Raw genomic sequence first — 18,189 nt, 5'->3', positions numbered from 1 at the left:
GGTGCACGGCTCATGCCAGCTCCTTGTGCAGTTCTTGCAGCGAGAGCACGTCGCCCTTGCCGCGGTGGTCCAATGAATGTAGCAGTGCGTTGGCACCGGCTACGGTGGTGGAATAGGTGACGCGCGCTTGCAGCGCCTCGCGCCGGATCGAGAACGAGTCGGCAATCGCCGCACGGCCTTCGGTCGTGTTCACGATGTAGCAAATTTCGCCATTCTTGATCAGGTCGACGATATGCGGACGGCCTTCGGCCACTTTGTTGACCTGCTCACAGACCACACCATGGGTCTTCAAAAACTCGGCAGTACCGCTGGTCGCGACAATACTGAAACCGCGTTCCAGCATGTACCTGGCCACCGGCAACACCCGCACCTTGTCCGGATCACGCACCGAAATGAACGCCTTGCCCGGCTGCGGGGCCTTGATATTGGCCGCTTCCTCGGCACGCGCGAATGCAGCTTCAAAGCTGCGACCCACGCCCATCACCTCACCGGTGGAACGCATTTCCGGGCCGAGGATCGGATCCACGTTCTGGAACTTGGCAAACGGGAATACGGCTTCTTTGACCGAATAATAATTCGGGATGATTTCGCGGGTCGCGCCTTGTTCGGCCAACGTCATCCCGGCCATGCAACGCGCTGAAATCTTGGCCAGTGGTTGGCCAATCGCCTTGGACACAAACGGCACCGTGCGGCTGGCACGCGGGTTCACTTCCAGCAGATAAATCGTGTCGGCTTCGCTGCCTTCGGCCACACCCACTTGCACCGCGAACTGGGTATTCATCAAGCCCACCACATGCAGTGCCTTGGCCAGCGCCACCACTTGCTCGCGCAGGCGTTCCTGGGTGCGTGCAGACAAGGAATACGGCGGCAACGAGCACGACGAATCGCCGGAATGCACACCGGCTTCTTCGATGTGCTCCATCACCCCGCCGACCAGCACATTGCCGTCGCGGTCGGCAATCACGTCGATATCCACTTCCACCGCATTGTCGAGGAAGCGGTCCAGCAACACCGGCGAATCGTGGCTGACCTTCACCGCCTCACGCATGTAGCGCGACAAATCCGCGTCGGCATGCACCACTTCCATCGCACGGCCACCCAGCACATAACTGGGGCGCACCACCAACGGATAGCCAATCTCACGCGCCTGCACCAGGGCTTCTTCGGCGCTGCGCACGGTGCGGTTGGGTGGCTGCTTCAGACCCAGTGCTTCCACCAGTTTCTGGAAGCGCTCGCGGTCTTCCGCCAGATCGATGGAATCGGGCGAGGTGCCAATGATCGGCACGCCATTGGCTTCCAGCGCCTTGGCCAGTTTCAGCGGGGTTTGCCCGCCGTACTGCACGATCACGCCATAGGGCTTTTCCAGCTCCACGATTTCCAGCACGTCTTCCAGCGTCAGTGGCTCGAAGTACAGACGGTCGGAGGTGTCGTAATCGGTGGATACGGTTTCCGGGTTGCAGTTGACCATGATGGTCTCGAACCCGTCTTCACGCAGCGCCAGCGCGGCGTGCACGCAGCAGTAGTCGAACTCGATGCCCTGGCCGATGCGGTTGGGGCCGCCACCCAGCACCATGATCTTTTTGCGATCACTGGGGTTGGCCTCGCACTCGTCCTCGTAAGTCGAATACAGATAGGCGGTGCTGGTGGCAAATTCGCCGGCGCAGCTATCCACCCGCTTGTACACCGGGCGCACCGCGAAGGCTTTGCGCAGCGCGCGCACCGCGGTTTCGTTGGTGCCGGCCAGTTGCGCAATGCGCGCATCGGAGAAGCCCATCCGCTTGAGGCCGCGCAGGCGCTTGGCATCCAGCCCATCCAGGCCGCGATGCACCACGTCGATTTCGGCATCGATCAATTCTTCGACCTGATCGAGGAACCACGGGTCAACGAATGACAGCGCGTGCACATCTTCCACGCTCATGCCGGCGCGAAACGCATCGGCGATGTGGAAGATGCGTTCCGGGCCCGGCTCTTTCAGCTCGCGGCGCAGCGTGCGCAGATCATCTTCGTTGACCAGATCCAGCCCGGTGGGATCCAGCCCGATCTTGCCGATTTCCAAACCACGCAGCGCTTTTTGCAGCGACTCCTGGAAACTGCGACCGATCGCCATCACTTCGCCCACCGACTTCATCTGGGTGGTCAGGCGCGCATCGGCGGCAGGGAATTTCTCAAAGGCAAAACGCGGAATCTTGGTGACGACATAGTCGATGGATGGCTCGAACGAAGCCGGGGTCAGGCCGCCGGTGATTTCATTCTTCAGCTCATCCAGGGTGTAGCCCACAGCGAGCTTGGCGGCCACCTTGGCAATCGGGAAGCCGGTGGCTTTCGAGGCCAATGCGGATGAGCGCGACACCCGCGGATTCATCTCGATGACCACCACGCGGCCATCGTTGGCATTGATGCCGAACTGCACATTGCTGCCACCGGTATCCACACCGATTTTCCGCAACACCGCAATCGAGGCATCGCGCAGGCGCTGGTATTCCTTGTCGGTCAGGGTTTGCGCAGGTGCAACGGTAATGCTGTCGCCAGTGTGCACGCCCATCGCGTCGAAATTTTCAATGCTGCACACGATGATGCAGTTGTCGGCGGTGTCGCGCACCACCTCCATTTCAAACTCTTTCCAGCCCAGCACGGATTCTTCGATCAGCACTTCACCCGTAGGCGAAAGCTCCAGGCCGCGCTTGGTGATCTCCTCGAATTCTTCCTTGTTGTAGGCAATGCCGCCACCGGTGCCACCCAAAGTGAAGCTGGGCCGGATGATGGTGGGAAAGCCTACTTGCGCTTGAATCTCCAGCGCCTGCGCAAAGCTGCGCGCCACTTCCGATTTCGGGCTGGACAGGCCGATTTCGGACATCGCCTGCTTGAACAGCTCGCGGTCTTCGGCCATGCGGATGGCTTCGCGCTTGGCACCGATCAACTCGACGTTGTACTTCTCCAGCACACCGTTGTCGGCCAAATCCAGCGCGCAGTTCAGCGCGGTTTGCCCGCCCATGGTGGGCAGGATGGCGTCGGGTTTTTCCTTGGCGATGATCTTTTCGACCGTCTGCCAATTGATCGGCTCGATATACACCGCGTCGGCCATGTCCGGGTCGGTCATGATGGTGGCCGGGTTGCTGTTGACCAGCACCACCCGATAGCCCTCATCACGCAGCGCCTTGCACGCCTGCGCGCCGGAGTAATCGAACTCGCAGGCCTGGCCAATGACAATCGGGCCAGCACCGATGATGAGGATGGTTTTCAAATCGCTGCGCTTAGGCATTTTTGGTGTTCTCAGATTGCTTGTCCAACATCAGGGCAACGAACTTGTCGAACAGCGGGGCCACGTCCTGCGGACCGGGGCTGGCTTCGGGATGGCCTTGGAAGCTGAAGGCCGGGGCATCGGTCAGTGCGATGCCTTGATTGGTGCCATCGAACAGCGAGCGATGGGTGACCCGCGCACGCGCCGGCAGTGTGGCCTCATCGATACAGAAGCCGTGATTTTGCGAGGTGATCATCACCCGTCCACTGTCGAGGTCTTGCACCGGGTGGTTGGCACCGTGATGGCCATGCGCCATCTTCACGGTCTGCGCACCGATCGCCAGGCCCAAGAGCTGGTGGCCCAGGCAGATGCCATACAGCGGGATTTTGACGTTCAGGAATTCGCGGATGGCGGCAATCGCGTAATCACATGGCGCCGGGTCGCCGGGGCCGTTGGACAAAAACACGCCATCGGGTTGCATCGCCAATACGTCCGACGCCGGCGTCTGTGCGGGCACCACATGCACATCGCAGCCGCGCTCGGCCAGCATGCGCAGGATGTTGCGCTTGGTGCCAAAATCGTAGGCGACCACTTTGCACTTGGGTTCAGCGCGAACGAACGTATTGCTGTCGAGATCCAGCTGGCCCTCGCTCCAGCGATAGCCTGCGGTGGTGCTGACCACCTTGGCCAAATCCATGTCTTTCAAACCGGGGAATTTGCGCGCCGCTTCGATGGCGTGCTCGGCATCTAATACCTCGTCATGACGCGAGCCTGCCAGCAGCGCCGCGTTTTGCGAACCGCGCTCGCGCAGGATGCGGGTCAATTTGCGGGTATCAATCCCGGCAATCGCCACAATGCCGCGCACCTGCAGCCACTCGGGTAGCGAGGTTTGGCTGCGCCAGTTGCTGGGCCGGCGCGGCACGTCGCGCACGATCAGGCCCGCGGCCCAAACCTTGCTGGCCTCGTCATCGTGCTCGGTGCAACCGGTGTTGCCGATATGCGGATAGGTCAGCGTGACCAGTTGTTGCGCGTAGGAGGGGTCGGTCAGGATTTCCTGATACCCGGTCATGGCGGTGTTGAACACCGCTTCGCCCACGGACAAACCGGGCGCGCCCACGGAAATGCCCTCAAAGACGGTGCCGTCTTCAAGTGCCAAGAGTGCAGGATTCTTCAAGTGCGTCGCCTTGCGTCAGGTTGCAAGAAAGCGCCGAAGCGGGGCTGCCGGTTCGGAGCGGAGGGGGGTTAGGCGAGGGCGGATTGTACCGGCAAGCGAGCTTTTCCGCCAGCGCAATACTGAACACGGCGCTCGGCTCATCGTCTTGCAATCGCGCTAAAATATTCGATCCCGCAACACGGATCCACGGACACCACCATGCCTTTCGTTGTCACCGAAAACTGCATCAAGTGCAAGCACACCGACTGTGTGGAAGTGTGTCCGGTGGATTGTTTCCACGAAGGCCCGAATTTTCTGGTGATCGACCCCGACGAATGCATTGATTGCACGCTGTGTGAGCCGGAATGCCCCGTTGGCGCGATCTATCCCGAAGAAGACGTGCCCGCAGGCCAAGAGCTGTTCGTTGCGCTCAATGCTGAGCTGGCGAAGGAATGGCCGGTACTGACGGTGCGCAAAGACCCACCGCCAGATCATGCGGACTGGGATGGCAAGCCCAATAAGCTACCGTTGCTGGAGCGCTGATCAGAGCGCGCCATCGATACAAAAAAGGCACCTCCCGGCGCCTTTTTTGTGAGCTCCGAGCCGCAAACAACTTACGGGGCAATGACCGCCTTCAGTGCGGCAATCAGCTTGCCGGCAGCATCACCCGAAGGCGGCAGGCCGCGCGGATCCACCGCCGCCACATACAGCTTGTCACCGGCCTTGGTGACCCGCACCAGGAACTTGCTGTCCAGATAATCAACATCGTAGGTGCCCAGAATCTCGGCTTTGCTGGCGATGCGCACACCGCTGGTGGCGGCCAACACTTCGCCTACCTTGGCGAACACGGCATCGCGCTCACCGGCAACCGCAAAACCAGTGGGGTTGGCCACGGGCTGCGCTGTGGCGCTGGCGGTAGTGCCGGGTGTGACGTTAGGCAGCGCCATGGCACGTTCCGCCGACGGCTTATCCAGACCTGGCGGCACTTCCAACGGCCGTAGTTCCGCACTTTGGGTGTACAGGTCATTTTTTTTCTTGAACCAGTGGCAACCGGACAAACTGGTCACCAGTAACACTGCAACCAACGGGGCGGCGGCCTTGGACATGCGGGAAGTACGGTGCATCTGGTTCTCCTGTCAGGCCGCGATGTTGCGGCTGCATTCTTCAAGTTGGGCAATGGTCGCATGCAGACGGTTAGCCTGCGCGACATGAGCAGATGATAGCGGTTGCAGCGGCAAACGCAGGCCGTGGCCGATGCCGTTCAGCGTCAGCAAGGCTTTGACCGGGATCGGATTCGATTCGAGCCCAAGAAAGTGATAAAGCTCGGCTAAACGGTCATCCAGCGCGCGTGCGCCAGCCGCATCGCCCGCCTGCGCCAGCGCGCATAAGCGCACAAAGCTGCCTGGCACCACGTTGGAGGCCACCGACACCACACCATCGGCCCCTGCCAGCATGGCGCGTAACGCAGTCGGGTCATCACCACTGAGCACGACAAAGCCGTCACGCCGCAGCGGCAACAGGGCCTCCATGCGCTCCGCATCGGCGCGCGCTTCCTTGATCCCGATGATATTGGGATGCAGCGACAGCTCGCCGGTGGTTTCGGCTGTCATGTCACAGCCGGTGCGGCCGGGCACGTTATACAGCAGAACGGGAAGCCCACCTCCGTCCGCTACCGCCCGAAAATGCGCCAGTAATCCAGCCTGGCTGGGCCGCACATACGGCGGCACCACCACCAAGGCGGCATCCGCCCCAAGTGCCGCCACACGCTGATTGAAGCGAATGGTTTTGGCGGTGCTGGACTGCCCGGTGCCGGCCAACACCGGCAGACGACCGGCGCAATAGGTCACTGCACTGCGCAACAACGCATCGTATTCGTCATCGAACAAAGTCGCCGCTTCACCGGTCGAACCTGCCACCACAATGGCGTGGGTGCCGGCGTCCAGTTGCGCCTGCAATAATCGTTCCCATGCGGGAAAATCAATGTCACCGGCCACCGTGAACGGGGTCGCCAGCGCGGTAATGCTGCCGGTAAGTTGCAAAGGACTGACTCGACTTGGGGCGCAACGGAGCCGCTACGCGTGTGGGGGGAAGCACGATTAACTGGATGATCTTACTTGCGGCTGTAAACCGCCGGCAAGTATGCTGGCCGCCATGCCCTCATGTGCTGACGGCATTTTCCTTGAATTTTCCGGAATATCGCTTTGAGCAAAACTGCCGCCCGGCCCGCCCCGCAAGAAAACCACCTGTTGATCACGGCGTACACCACGCATCCGCAGACCCCGCTATTGGCGGTAACGCGCCGTATTGCCGATTCCGGCTGCAACTTGGTGGATACCCGGCTGGCCACAGTGGGGCGCGATGTCTCGGTCACCGCACTGGTAATCGGCTCGTGGGATGCGGTGGCAAAGCTCGAGACCATGCTGACCAAGCTGGAGCGCGAGGAGGGCCTGAAATTGATGTGGTATCGCACCGGCCCCAAGCCGATGCAGTCCAATCTGCTGCCGTATGTGGTGGAAGTGATTGCCGCCGACAAGCCCGGCATCCTGTTCCAATTGGCCGACTTCTTCGACCACCAGGGCATCACCATCGAAAGCCTGAACTGCGCCCGCTACCGCGCAATGCAGACCGGTGCCGACATGTTTTCGGCCCAGCTCACCATCGGTATTCCGGCGGAAACGCATATTGCTTCACTGCGCGATGATTTTCTTGAGTTCTGCGATCACTTAAACCTTGACGCGATCATGGATCCCATGAAGTATTGAGGTCGATGATCACCATCGGCGACCGTATCCCCAACTTGCCGCTGACACTGTCCAGCGGCTCCCACGCCACGTTGGCCGAATACGCTGGCCACTGGTTGGTGTTGTATTTCTACCCGAAAGACGCCACCCCCGGCTGCACCACCGAGGGGTTGGACTTCAATGCCCTGCTGCCCGAGTTCAAGCGCGCAGGCGCCAAGGTGTTGGGGGTGTCGAAGGATTCGCTCAAATCGCATCAGAATTTCTGCACCAGGCAGGGCTTCGCGTTCGAGCTGGTCAGCGATAGCGATGGTGCGCTGTGCGATGCCTTCGGCGTGGTGCAGTTGAAGAAGCTGTATGGCCGTGAATACATGGGCATCGTGCGCAGCACCTTTCTGATCGACCCTGCCGGTGTCATCCGCCAGCAATGGCAGCCGGTGAAAATCGCCGGTCATGCGCAAGCCGTGCTTGACGCACTGAAGGCCGAACAAACCAAGTGATCACCCCTGTTTTCATCCCTCGTCACTGCCCCGCAAAGCGGGACGCGGTGAGCCACTGTTTATTGCCCGCAGGAGCCCACGCATGACCCATGGCAAGCGCATCTATGTGCTCGACACCAATGTGCTGATGCATGACCCTACCGCACTGTTCAAGTTCGAGGAACACGATGTCTATCTGCCAATGCAGGTGATGGAGGAGCTGGATAACGGCAAGAAGGGCACCAGCGAAGCCAGCCGCAACGCGCGCCAAGTCAGCCGCTTCCTCAACGAATTGATCGAAGCCCACGGCAGCACCGATGTCAGCCAAGGCATCGCACTGGCACGCCCGCAAGGCCTGCAATTGCGCGGCGCGGCCAGCGCCGGCCGGCTGCTGTTCCAAACCAGTGATTTCAATGCCGGCAAGCGTTTTGGCACGGTGATCCCGGACAACAATATCCTCGGCGCGATCCTGGTGTTGAAGGAGTCCGACCCCGGCGCACCGGTGGTGTTCGTGTCCAAGGACATCAATCTGCGGATCAAAGCCTCGATTGCCGGCATCGTCAGCGAAGATTACGAAAACGACCGGGCGCTGGATGATTTCAGCCTGCTCTACACCGGCGCCACCGTGCTGCCCGAAGACTTCTGGCAGCGCCACGGCAAAGAACTGAAATCGTGGACCGACAAGGGCCGCACCTACTACGAAATCGCCCGCAGCGAAGAAGATGACTGGCATCCCAACCAGTTCGTGTACCTGCCCGGCGATGAACAGTCTGAGATGAAAGTCACCAAGGTGGATGGCGACAACGTGGTCTTGCAGATCGTCGATGATTTCCGCCACAGCCAGCATTCGGTGTGGGGCATCGTGGCGCGCAACCGCGAACAGAATTTTGCGCTGAACGCATTGATGGACCCGGAGATTGATTTTGTCAGCCTGCTGGGTACCGCCGGCACCGGCAAGACGCTGTTGGCGCTGGCCGCAGGTCTTGCGCAAACCATGGACCAGCAACGCTATCGGGAAATCATCATGACCCGTGCCACCGTCAGCGTGGGCGAGGACATCGGCTTTTTGCCCGGCACCGAAGAAGAAAAAATGACCCCGTGGATGGGCGCGCTCACCGACAATCTGGAAGTGCTCACCCACAATCAGGAAGGCGGCAGTTGGGGGCGCGCCGCCACCAATGATCTGCTGGCATCGCGCATCAAGATCCGCTCGATGAACTTCATGCGTGGGCGCACTTTTCTTTCGCGTTATCTGATTTTGGACGAGGCGCAAAACCTCACCCCCAAACAGATGAAGACGCTGGTGACCCGCGCCGGCCCCGGCACCAAGATCGTGTGTTTGGGCAACGTCGAACAGATCGACACGCCCTACCTCACCGAAACCACCTCGGGCCTGACTTACGCGGTGGACCGCTTCAAGCACTGGGCGCACAGCGCACACGTCACGCTGCGGCGCGGTGAACGCTCGCGGTTGGCCGATTACGCCTCCGAGGTGCTGTAGCCGGCACCCCGCGCTGCGTGCACGTGGCGCAGCGCGGTGGCGAGGTCGCCGAAATAGACGGCGGGTCCGTCGCGGCGGACGATCTCCGCACGCACCAGCTTGCGCAATACGCGCAGGTTGGCGCCACTCAGCAGCACCTGCACGCCGCGGCGACGCAAATTCTCGATGGTCGATTCCAGCCGCTTGAGGCCGGTAGCATCCACCAGCGGCACCCGCTCCAACCGCAGCAGCACCCAGCGCGGCGGCTCCCGCGACCACGCCAGCGCGCGCTCCAGCGAATCGACCGAGCCGAAGAAGAACGGCCCCTCGATGGCATACACCAGCACGTCCTTCGGCAGCGCCTCCAGCCCGGCCTCGGCCAGCTCGTGGCGCAGGTTGGCCTGGCCGTGTTCCACCACCGCCACCGACGCGCTCATCCGCCGCAGAAACTGGAACATCGCCAGAATCACGCCGATGTTCACCGCCACCACCAGATCCGTGACGATGGTGAGGGTGAAGGTGATCAGCAGGATCGCGACATCCGCGCGCGGCGCCTGCCGGACCATGCGCAGGAAGCGGCGCGCCTCGCTCATGTTCCACGCCACCAGAAACAGGATCGCGGCCAGCGCCGCCAACGGCACCTTGCCGGCATAGGGTGCCAGCACCAGCAGGATCAGCAGCAGGGTGATGCCGTGGACCACGCCGGCCAGCGGCGAGGTGCCGCCGTTCTTGATGTTGGTGGCGGTGCGGGCGATCGCACCGGTGGCGGCGATGCCGCCGAACAGCGGTGACAGGATGTTGGCCACGCCCTGCCCGATCAGCTCCTGGTTGGAATCATGGCGGGTACCGGCCATGCCGTCGGCGACCACCGCCGACAGCAGCGACTCGATCGCCCCGAGCATGGCGATGGTAAAGGCCGACGGCAGCAGCTCCACCAGCCGGTCGAAGCCCGCCGCGGGCAACTGCAGCGCCGGCAGCGCACGCGGGATCGCGCCGAAGGTGGACTCGATGGTGGCCACGCCCTGCAGGTTGAAGCCCATCACCACGGCGGTGGCCACGACCATCGCCAGCAGCGGCCCGGGCACGCGCGTCAACCCGGGAATGCGCGAGCCCCAGACCGCCAGCGCAAGGCTGAGCAGGGCCAGCAGGGAAGTCGCCGGATGCAGGTGGTCGAACGACTGCAGCAGATGCCAGGTCTTCAGGTAGAACGGTCCGTTGCCGGGTGCCGGCAGGCCGAAGAAGTACTGCCACTGGCCGACCCAGATGATCACCGCGATGCCGGCGGTGAAACCGACGATCACCGGGTCGGGGATGAACCGGATCACCGCACCCAGCCGCGCCAGCCCCATCGCCACCAGGATCACCCCGGCCATCAGGGTCGCCAGCAGCAGCCCGCTGACCCCGAACTTCGCCACCACTCCGGCCAGAATCACGATGAACGCGCCGGTCGGCCCGGCGATCTGGATGCGTGACCCACCAAACAGCGATACCGTGATGCCGGCGATGATCGCCGTGTACAGCCCCTGCTCCGGCTTGACTCCGGACGCAATGGCGAACGCCATCGCCAGCGGCAGCGCCACTACCCCGACGATTACCCCGGCGGTAATGTTGGGCAGCCAGTGGGCACGGCGCAACAATCCGGCGCGCGCGGCTTCGACCAGCGCGATCATGCCGCCGCCTCCGCCTTGAAGCGCACACCACGGCCGCCACCGCTGCTGGCGGCGCGCTCGCCGATCAGCTCGATCCCCGCAACGTCCAGCGCGGCCACCACCTTGACCAGCGAATCGACCACGCCGCGCACCTGCCCCTGGCTGAGTTCCATGCGCTGGATGGTGGGCAGGGATAGCCCGGCCATCTGTGCCAGCGCCTTCTGGTCGATGCCAAGCAGCGCACGTGCGGCGCGCATCTGGGCTGAAGTGATCACGGCTCTGCTCCGTCCTGATGGGGTGGGATATAAAACAATATAAATGATGTTTATAACATCAATATGCTTGTATTTTACCCCTACTCGCGGCAGGAATCCTGCTATCACCATCACGAAAAAAACCCCACCACAGCCACCGGTACGGGGGCATGGGGCGGGGTCATCGTGGAGCGCTGCCGCAGTGGCGGCGACCGTTGTCAGTCAATGCGCGGCGAACGTCAGGCGCGTGCAAATACCAGCGCGGCATTGGTGCCGCCAAAGCCGAAGCTGTTGGACATCACCACGTCGAGCTTGGCATCGCGGCTTTCGCGCACGATCGGGAAGCCCTCGGCACCGGAATCGAGCTGGTCGATATTGGCGGAGCCGGCGATGAAGCCGTCGCGCAGCATCAGCAGGCTGTAAATCGCTTCGTGCACGCTGGCCGCGCCGAGCGAGTGGCCGGAAAGTGCTTTGGTCGACGAAATCGGCGGTACCGCATTACCGAATACTTCGCGCACGGCTTTCAGCTCGACGATGTCGCCCAGTGGCGTGGAGGTGCCGTGGGTGTTGAGGTAATCCACCGGGCGATTTACACCTTCCAGCGCCATCTGCATGCAGCGCACCGCGCCTTCACCGCTGGGGGCGACCATGTCGGCGCCGTCCGAGGTGACGCCGTAGCCGACCAATTCGGCCAGGATGCTGGCACCGCGCGCGACCGCGTGATCCCACGCTTCCAATACCAGCATGCCGCCGCCGCTGCCGATGACGAAGCCATCGCGGGCCACGTCATACGGGCGCGAGGCGTGCTCCGGTGCGTCGTTGCGGCCGGACGACAACGCACCCATCGCATCGAACATTACCGTCATCGTCCAGTCCAAATCTTCGCCGCCACCGGCAAACATGATGTCTTGCGCACCGTGGCGGATCAGGTCGGCCGCAGCGCCAATGCAATGTGCGGACGTTGCGCAGGCGGCGCTGATCGAATAACTCAGGCCTTTGATTTTGAATGCCGTGGCAAGATTGGCCGACACCGTGGAGCACATCGTGCGCGGCACCATGTACGGGCCGACCTTGCGCACGCCACGCTCGCGCAGGATATCGGCAGTTTCCACTTGCCAGCGGCTGGAACCACCGCCGGAGCCGGCAATCAGGCCGGTGCGCGGGTGACTGACCAGGTCTTCACTCAGGTCGGCTTGGGCGATGGCATCACGCATGGCCACATAGCTGTACGCCGCCGCATCGCTCATGAAGCGTTTGAGTTTGCGGTCGATAACCGCATCCAAATCCAACTCGACCGCGCCACCGACTTGGCTACGCAGACCGCGTTCCACCGAATCTTGCAGTGTGCGGATGCCGGAACGGCCCTCGCGCAGTGAACGCGAGACGGTATCCAGATCATTGCCGAGGCAGGAGGTGATGCCCATTCCGGTAATCGCAATACGCCGCATGTCAGGTACCCTCCGTCGCGTTGAACAGCCCTACGCGCAAATCCTTGGCCACGTAAATTTCCTGGCCATCGACCAAGGTACGTGCATCGGCCTGCGCCATCACCAACTTGCGGTTGATCACGCGGGTGACGTCGATTTCGTAGGTGACCACTTTGGCCGTGGGCAGTACTTGCCCACTGAACTTCACTTCACCACAGCCCAAGGCACGGCCACGCCCGGGGGCACCCAGCCAAGTGAGATAGAAGCCCACCAATTGCCACATGGCATCCAACCCCAAGCAGCCGGGCATCACCGGGTCGCCGAGGAAATGGCACTGGAAGAACCAAAGATCCGGGTGGATGTCGAGTTCAGCCCGCACAAAGCCCTTGCCGTGGCTGCCGCCGTTGTCATTGATCTCGACAATACGGTCAAACATCAGCATCGGGTCGGACGGCAAACGTGCGGTGCTGTTGGGGAACAACTCACCGCGAGCGCTGGCGAGCAACTGCTCGCGGGTAAATGATGAAGCACGGGTCATGGACTGGCCCAGCAGGAAATAGGAGAGTGTAAACGCAGCCCCCAGACCATACCTAGAGGTATTGCTCGGCTGCCATCCAAATAACGAAGTGTTTACGGTTTGTCCGGGTAAAACAAAAACGGATATCAAATGGAAACCATTGAATACGTGTGCACTGCAACATTCGGCCTGAAACCGTATTAAGCTCGAAGCACTTCACATTTTCCGGAACGCTTCCGTGACGCAAGCCACGCCCGCCTCACTGTTGACCATTTTTGGTGCCACCGGCGATCTCTCCCGCCGCATGTTGCTGCCTTCGCTGTATAGCTTGCAAGCCGAACGCTTGCTGCCCGATGACATGCGCATTTTGGGCACCGCGCGCAGTGATCTGGATCGTGAAGGCTTTACCCAATTAGTGGCCGACAGCATCCGGGATCGCATCCCCGCGACTGAACACAATGAGGCTGCCCTGCGCGGCCTGCTGGAGCGTCTGGATTACTGCGCGGCCAGTGCCGATGACGATGCCTCGATGGCGGCGTTGGCAACCCGAGTAAACACCCTGCGCAACGGCGATGTGCTCTATCACATGAGCACCGCGCCGAAGTTCTATGGTCCGGCCTGCCAGGCACTGGCCGCGCACGGAGCCGCGGGCGCAGGCACCCGGGTGATGCTGGAAAAACCGATCGGCAAGGATTTGGCCAGCGCCATCGCCATCAACGATGCCGTGGCCAAGGCGTTTGATGAGGAGCGCATCTTTCGCACCGACCATTACCTTGGCAAGGAAGGCGTGCAGAACCTCATTGCGCTGCGCTTCGGCAATTCCCTGTTCGAACCGCTGTGGAGCGCGCGGCATATCGAACAAGTGCAGATCACGGTGGGTGAAACCGTGGGCGTGGAAGGCCGCGGCGACTACTACGACGAATCGGGCGCCGTGCGCGACATGCTGCAAAACCATCTGCTGCAACTACTCTGCCTGGTGGCGATGGAGCCCCCTGCACGCTTTGACCCCACGGCGGTGCGCAACGAAAAGATCAAGGTGCTGCGCTCATTGCGCACGATTGATGGCCGCAACGTGGCCACCGAATCGGTGATCGGCCAGTACACCGGCGGCGCCAGTGAAGGCAAAGTGGTGCCCGGCTATGCCGAAGAATTGGGCCGCGCCAGCCGCACAGAAACCTTCGTTGCCCTGCGTGCGCACGTGGACAATTGGCGCTGGTCGGGCGTGCCGTTTTATCTGCGCACCGGCAAGCGCCTGCCCTCGCGCAGCACCGAAATCTACATCCAGTTTCGCAAGGTGCCGTATTCGATTTTTGGCGGCCCGGCTGGTGCCGATATGCAGCCCAATGGCTTGCTGATCAAGCTGCAACCGGAAGAGCGTATTGAGCTGGATTTGATGAGCAAGACCCCGGGACTGGATCGCAATGGCTTGCGCCTGTCGCAAGTCGCACTGGATCTGGATATGCACGAAGAATTCTCCAACGCCCGCAAGCGCATCGCTTACGAACGCCTGTATCTGGATGCCATCGAAGGCAACGGCACCTTGTTTGTGCGACGCGACGAAACCGAAGCCGCGTGGCAGTGGGTGGATGCCATTGCCAGCGGTTGGCGCGAGGCCGGCATGGTACCCAAGCCCTACCCGGCCGGCACATGGGGGCCCAGTGCCACGGTGTCACTGGTGGACCGGCTTGGTCACGGCTGGCGCGAATAAGGGCAGCACGATGGCGTGGATTGAGCATGAGTACCCTGATCCGCAGGCCCTGGTGGCCGGTGTGTCAGCCGTGTTTGAAGCCACCTGCCGCAGCGCAATCGCTGCGCACGGGTCTGCGTTGCTGTGCTTGGCCGGCGGTCGCACACCGCTACCGATCTATGCGCATCTGGCGCATGCCAGGCTGCGCGGCACACTCACCGCCATTCCCGGCGATGAACGCTGCGTGCCACACACGCACGCAGCCTGCAATCTGCGCAATCTGCGCGAGGCGTTCGCCACCGATGCGTCACTCCAAGTGCAGCCACTCACCACCACCGATGGCGATGTGGATGCCTCACTCGGACTGGCACGCACATGGCTGGCTGCACATCCGCAAGACTTCGATGCGGTCTTGTTGGGGATGGGCGGTGATGGCCACTTCGCCTCGTTGTTCCCGGGCGCAGCGAATGTGACCGATGGCTTGGCACTGGACAGCGGCATGGACGCCATCGCCACCACCCCGAATCCACTGCCCCCCGAAGCGCCGTTTGCGCGCATCAGCCTGACCTTGCCGCGCCTGCTGCGCGCTGCTGCCATCCATTTAGTTGTCACCGGCGCAGACAAGCGCCGCGTGTTGCGTGAAGCGCAACAACAATCGCACAGCCCCTATCCCATCGCGGCGCTGCTGCACGGCAATGCCGCCACCCCCATCCACATCCACTGGAGCCCTTGAATGCCGACCGTTGCGCTGCATCCTGTCGTTGAACGTGTCACCGCCCGCATCACCGAACGCAGCCGGGTATTGCGCAACGACTATCTGGCACGCATGGATGCGGCACGCCAGGCCGGCCCGTATCGCTACAAACTGTCCTGCGGCAATCAAGCGCATGGATTTGCCGCCAGTGGCGATGACAAGCCGGCGCTGCGCTACGGCCAGGGCGGCAATTTGGGCATCGTGACGGCCTACAACGACATGCTGAGCGCGCATCAGCCGATGGAGCACTACCCCGCGTTGATCCGCATGGCGGCGCGCAACATGGGCGGCAGCGCGCAGGTGGCCGGCGGCGTGCCGGCGATGTGCGACGGTGTCACCCAGGGCCGCGCCGGAATGGAGTTGTCGCTGTTCTCGCGGGATGTGATTGCAATGGCCACCGCGGTCGCACTGTCGCATGACACGTTTGATGCCGCCTTGATGCTGGGCGTGTGCGACAAGATCGTGCCGGGGCTGTTGATCGGCGCGCTCAGTTTCGGCCATCTTCCAGTGATCTTCGTACCCGCAGGGCCGATGCCATCGGGCATCCCCAACAAGCAAAAAGCCGAGGTGCGCCAACGCTATGCGCTGGGGCAGGCATCGCAAGACGAATTGATGGACGCCGAAGCGGCGTCGTACCACGCACCCGGTACCTGCACCTTTTACGGCACCGCCAATTCCAATCAAATGTTGATGGAAGTAATGGGTCTGCATCTGCCCGGCACCGCTTTCGTCCCGCCGAATACGCCGCTGCGCAGCGCGCTGACCGTGGCTGCGGCCGAACAAGCCCTACGCAGCACCGCGCTGGGGGATGCGTATCGTCCGTTGGCGCACGTCGTGAGTGAAAAAGCCATCGTCAACGCGATGGTGGGCTTGGCGGCAACCGGCGGCTCCACCAACCACGCGCTGCACCTGGTCGCCGTGGCGCGTGCGGCCGGCATCGTGATGGATTGGGGTGACCTGGACGAGCTGTCGAAAGCCACACCGCTGCTGGCACGCGTGTACCCCAATGGGTCAGCTGATGTGAACCACTTCGAAGCCGCTGGTGGCATTGGCTTTGTGATCCGCGAACTGCTGGATGCCGGCCTGCTGCACGCAGATGTGCTCTGCGTGCACGGCGGCAACTTGCGCCAGCAAACGCAGCAACCTTATTTGGATGATCTGCAACTGTGCTGGCGCGATGCCCCCGCGCAATCGCAAGACAGCGAGATCGTGCGTGGAATGGCCAACCCGTTTGATAGCGAAGGCGGCTTGCGTTGCCTGCAAGGCAATTTGGGGCGCGCAATAGTGAAAGTTTCTGCGGTGGCGCTGCCATATCGCAAGCACGAAGCGCCGGTGCGTATCTTTGACTCACAGGATGCGCTGATTGCCGCATTCAAAGCCGGGCAATTGGACAAGAGCGAGCACTTTCACGGCGACTTCATTGCTGTCGTGCGCGGTCAAGGGCCGCGTGCCAATGGCATGCCCGAGCTGCACAAACTCACGCCCACACTGGCCGCATTGCAAGACCGTGGCCAGCGCGTGGCCCTGCTCACTGATGGCCGCATGTCCGGCGCATCGGGCAAGGTATTGGCAGCCATCCATGTGACGCCGGAAGCGGTGGCCGGCGGTGCATTAGCCAAGTTGCGCGAAGGCGATCTTGTGCGCATTGATGCCGAAGCCGGCACGATGGATGCGTTGGTGGATGCCGTCGAATGGGCCGCACGCAGCGCCGCGCCGTTGGATTCAAGCGGCAACCAACATGGCATGGGCCGTGAATTATTCGGCCTGATGCGCGGCCATGCCGGTTCGGCTGAACATGGCGCCAGCGCGCTGTTGGGTGCAGTTGAATGAGTACGTCCGCACTGGCACTGGTGGGCGATATTGGCGGCACCAATGCACGCTTTGCCTTGGTGGACTTGTCCGCACCCGGCATTGAACTGCGCGAATCCAAGTCATTGGCCAATGCCGATTTCGCCAGCCTGCAACACGCCATCGAACATTACCTAGCGGGCGTATCCGCGCAGCCGCGCCGCGCCGCACTGGCAGTGGCCTGCCCGGTGGGCAGCGATGAGATCCGCCTGACCAATCGTGCATGGTCGTTCTCACAGCGCGAGTTGCAAGCCACGCTGGGGCTTTCCGAATTGCGCATGCTCAACGACTTCGGCGCGGTGGCGTGGGCCATCCCCGCCCTGCAAGCCGATGACCTGGTGACCCTGCACGGCACCTTCGAAACCCCATTGCAGGGGCCCATCAGCGTGCTGGGTCCCGGCACCGGGCTGGGCGTGGCGCTGCTGGTGGGCTCACCGCAATGCGGCTGGCAGGTGGTGGAAACCGAAGGCGGGCATGTCGGGTTTGCCCCGATTGGTGATGAAGAGCGTGCCATTTCGGCATGGCTCACCGCACAGCACGGACGCACCTCCACCGAGCGCCTGTTATGCGGCAAAGGCTTGTCTGAAATTGATGCCGTGCTGCGCAGTGCAGGCGCTGAAACCAGCCTGGAAATGCCACCACTGCGTGACCCCGCCGACGTGGTGCAAACCGCGCTGGAAGGCCACGACATCCCCGCACGACAAGCATTGGCGCGATTCTGTGCGGTATTGGGCAGTGTTGCCGGCGACTGCGCCTTGATCCACGGCGCACGCAGCGTGGTGATTGCCGGCGGCATCATGCCGCGCTTCATTCCCTTCCTGCGCAGTAGCGCCTTCCGCGAACGCTTCCTTGCCAAGGGCCGCATGGCCGCCCTGTTGGAATCGGTGCCCATCCACGTCATCACCCATCCCCACCCCGGCCTGTTGGGTGCTGCTTGTGCGCTACGCGCCACGGAGTCCTGAAGC

16 protein-coding genes are annotated in these 18,189 nt (G+C 62.2%); 8 read left to right on the top strand and 8 right to left on the bottom strand.

All coding sequences use genetic code 11. From position 1 onward, the window contains the following. Positions 1 to 10 precede the first annotated feature (10 nt). Positions 11 to 3,259 carry a carbamoyl-phosphate synthase large subunit gene (gene carB / locus K7B09_RS03165; protein WP_223626697.1) on the bottom strand — a complete coding sequence of 1,083 codons (3,249 nt, stop codon included), beginning with the start codon at positions 3,257 to 3,259 and terminating at the stop codon, positions 11 to 13. Next, positions 3,252 to 4,412 (bottom strand): glutamine-hydrolyzing carbamoyl-phosphate synthase small subunit, encoded by a 1,161-nt coding sequence (gene carA, locus K7B09_RS03160; RefSeq protein ID WP_223626694.1) that lies wholly within the window; start codon positions 4,410 to 4,412, stop codon positions 3,252 to 3,254. Before carA ends, carB begins: the two co-directional genes overlap by 8 nt. 198 nt (positions 4,413 to 4,610) lie before the next feature. Between carA and fdxA the strand changes: the two genes are divergently transcribed. Further along, positions 4,611 to 4,934, top strand: a complete 324-nt coding sequence (gene fdxA, locus K7B09_RS03155) for a ferredoxin FdxA (protein WP_223626692.1) — start codon at positions 4,611 to 4,613, stop codon at positions 4,932 to 4,934. Positions 4,935 to 5,005: 71 nt separating this feature from the next. Here the strand turns inward: fdxA and K7B09_RS03150 are convergent, their stop codons facing one another. Together K7B09_RS03150 and dapA are read right to left on the bottom strand one after the other, a co-directional pair. Beyond that, on the bottom strand, positions 5,006 to 5,515 hold the full coding sequence (locus tag K7B09_RS03150) for a hypothetical protein (RefSeq protein WP_223626690.1): 510 nt from the start codon (positions 5,513 to 5,515) through the stop codon (positions 5,006 to 5,008). 12 nt (positions 5,516 to 5,527) lie between these two features. After that, on the bottom strand, positions 5,528 to 6,430 hold the full coding sequence (gene dapA / locus K7B09_RS03145) for a 4-hydroxy-tetrahydrodipicolinate synthase (protein WP_223626688.1): 903 nt from the start codon (positions 6,428 to 6,430) through the stop codon (positions 5,528 to 5,530). Positions 6,431 to 6,586: 156 nt separating this feature from the next. On the opposite strand from dapA, the gene K7B09_RS03140 reads away from it, so the two are divergent. The 3 genes from K7B09_RS03140 to K7B09_RS03130 all read left to right on the top strand — a co-directional run bounded on the left by K7B09_RS03140 (position 6,587) and on the right by K7B09_RS03130 (position 9,109). Beyond that, positions 6,587 to 7,153 carry a glycine cleavage system transcriptional repressor gene (locus K7B09_RS03140; RefSeq protein WP_374349956.1) on the top strand — a complete coding sequence of 189 codons (567 nt, stop codon included), beginning with the start codon at positions 6,587 to 6,589 and terminating at the stop codon, positions 7,151 to 7,153. A 5-nt stretch (positions 7,154 to 7,158) separates the two neighbouring features. Continuing rightward, entirely contained in the window at positions 7,159 to 7,629 is a 471-nt protein-coding gene (locus K7B09_RS03135) for a peroxiredoxin (RefSeq protein ID WP_223626683.1), read from the top strand. A gap of 82 nt (positions 7,630 to 7,711) precedes the next feature. Then, the gene (locus K7B09_RS03130; RefSeq protein ID WP_223626682.1) at positions 7,712 to 9,109 is read left to right on the top strand and encodes a PhoH family protein; all 1,398 of its coding nucleotides are present in this window, start codon (positions 7,712 to 7,714) and stop codon (positions 9,107 to 9,109) included. On the opposite strand, the gene K7B09_RS03125 is transcribed toward K7B09_RS03130, so the two are convergent. The 4 genes from K7B09_RS03125 to fabA all read right to left on the bottom strand — a co-directional run bounded on the left by K7B09_RS03125 (position 9,088) and on the right by fabA (position 12,956). After that, complete coding sequence (locus tag K7B09_RS03125; protein WP_223626679.1) at positions 9,088 to 10,758, bottom strand: SulP family inorganic anion transporter; 1,671 nt, start codon at positions 10,756 to 10,758, stop codon at positions 9,088 to 9,090. The genes K7B09_RS03130 and K7B09_RS03125 overlap by 22 nt on opposite strands. Next, positions 10,755 to 11,012 (bottom strand): helix-turn-helix domain-containing protein, encoded by a 258-nt coding sequence (locus K7B09_RS03120; protein ID WP_223626676.1) that lies wholly within the window; start codon positions 11,010 to 11,012, stop codon positions 10,755 to 10,757. Before K7B09_RS03120 ends, K7B09_RS03125 begins: the two co-directional genes overlap by 4 nt. Positions 11,013 to 11,230: 218 nt before the next feature. Next, positions 11,231 to 12,439: a beta-ketoacyl-ACP synthase I gene (fabB, locus tag K7B09_RS03115; RefSeq protein ID WP_223626674.1), complete on the bottom strand. Its 1,209-nt coding sequence runs from the start codon at positions 12,437 to 12,439 to the stop codon at positions 11,231 to 11,233. A gap of 1 nt (position 12,440) precedes the next feature. Beyond that, positions 12,441 to 12,956, bottom strand: coding sequence for a 3-hydroxyacyl-[acyl-carrier-protein] dehydratase FabA (gene fabA, locus K7B09_RS03110; RefSeq protein ID WP_223626671.1), 516 nt, complete (start codon positions 12,954 to 12,956; stop codon positions 12,441 to 12,443). A 217-nt stretch (positions 12,957 to 13,173) separates the two neighbouring features. Between fabA and zwf the strand changes: the two genes are divergently transcribed. The 4 genes from zwf to glk are packed head-to-tail and all read left to right on the top strand — an operon-like array spanning position 13,174 to position 18,186. After that, positions 13,174 to 14,643 (top strand): glucose-6-phosphate dehydrogenase, encoded by a 1,470-nt coding sequence (zwf, locus tag K7B09_RS03105; RefSeq protein WP_223626669.1) that lies wholly within the window; start codon positions 13,174 to 13,176, stop codon positions 14,641 to 14,643. A 10-nt stretch (positions 14,644 to 14,653) separates the two neighbouring features. Beyond that, positions 14,654 to 15,355 carry a 6-phosphogluconolactonase gene (gene pgl, locus K7B09_RS03100; protein WP_223626667.1) on the top strand — a complete coding sequence of 234 codons (702 nt, stop codon included), beginning with the start codon at positions 14,654 to 14,656 and terminating at the stop codon, positions 15,353 to 15,355. Continuing rightward, complete coding sequence (edd, locus tag K7B09_RS03095) at positions 15,356 to 17,206, top strand: phosphogluconate dehydratase (protein WP_223626665.1); 1,851 nt, start codon at positions 15,356 to 15,358, stop codon at positions 17,204 to 17,206. Continuing rightward, on the top strand, positions 17,203 to 18,186 hold the full coding sequence (gene glk, locus K7B09_RS03090) for a glucokinase (RefSeq protein ID WP_223626662.1): 984 nt from the start codon (positions 17,203 to 17,205) through the stop codon (positions 18,184 to 18,186). Before edd ends, glk begins: the two co-directional genes overlap by 4 nt. Positions 18,187 to 18,189: the final 3 nt, after the last annotated feature.

Origin of the sequence: Thermomonas beijingensis, from assembly GCF_020034655.1 — a bacterium.
Taxonomy (GTDB): Bacteria; Pseudomonadota; Gammaproteobacteria; order Xanthomonadales; family Xanthomonadaceae; genus Thermomonas; species Thermomonas beijingensis.
The sequence above is the reverse complement of the archived record's forward strand: the minus strand, read 5'-3'. Positions and strand labels throughout refer to the sequence as shown.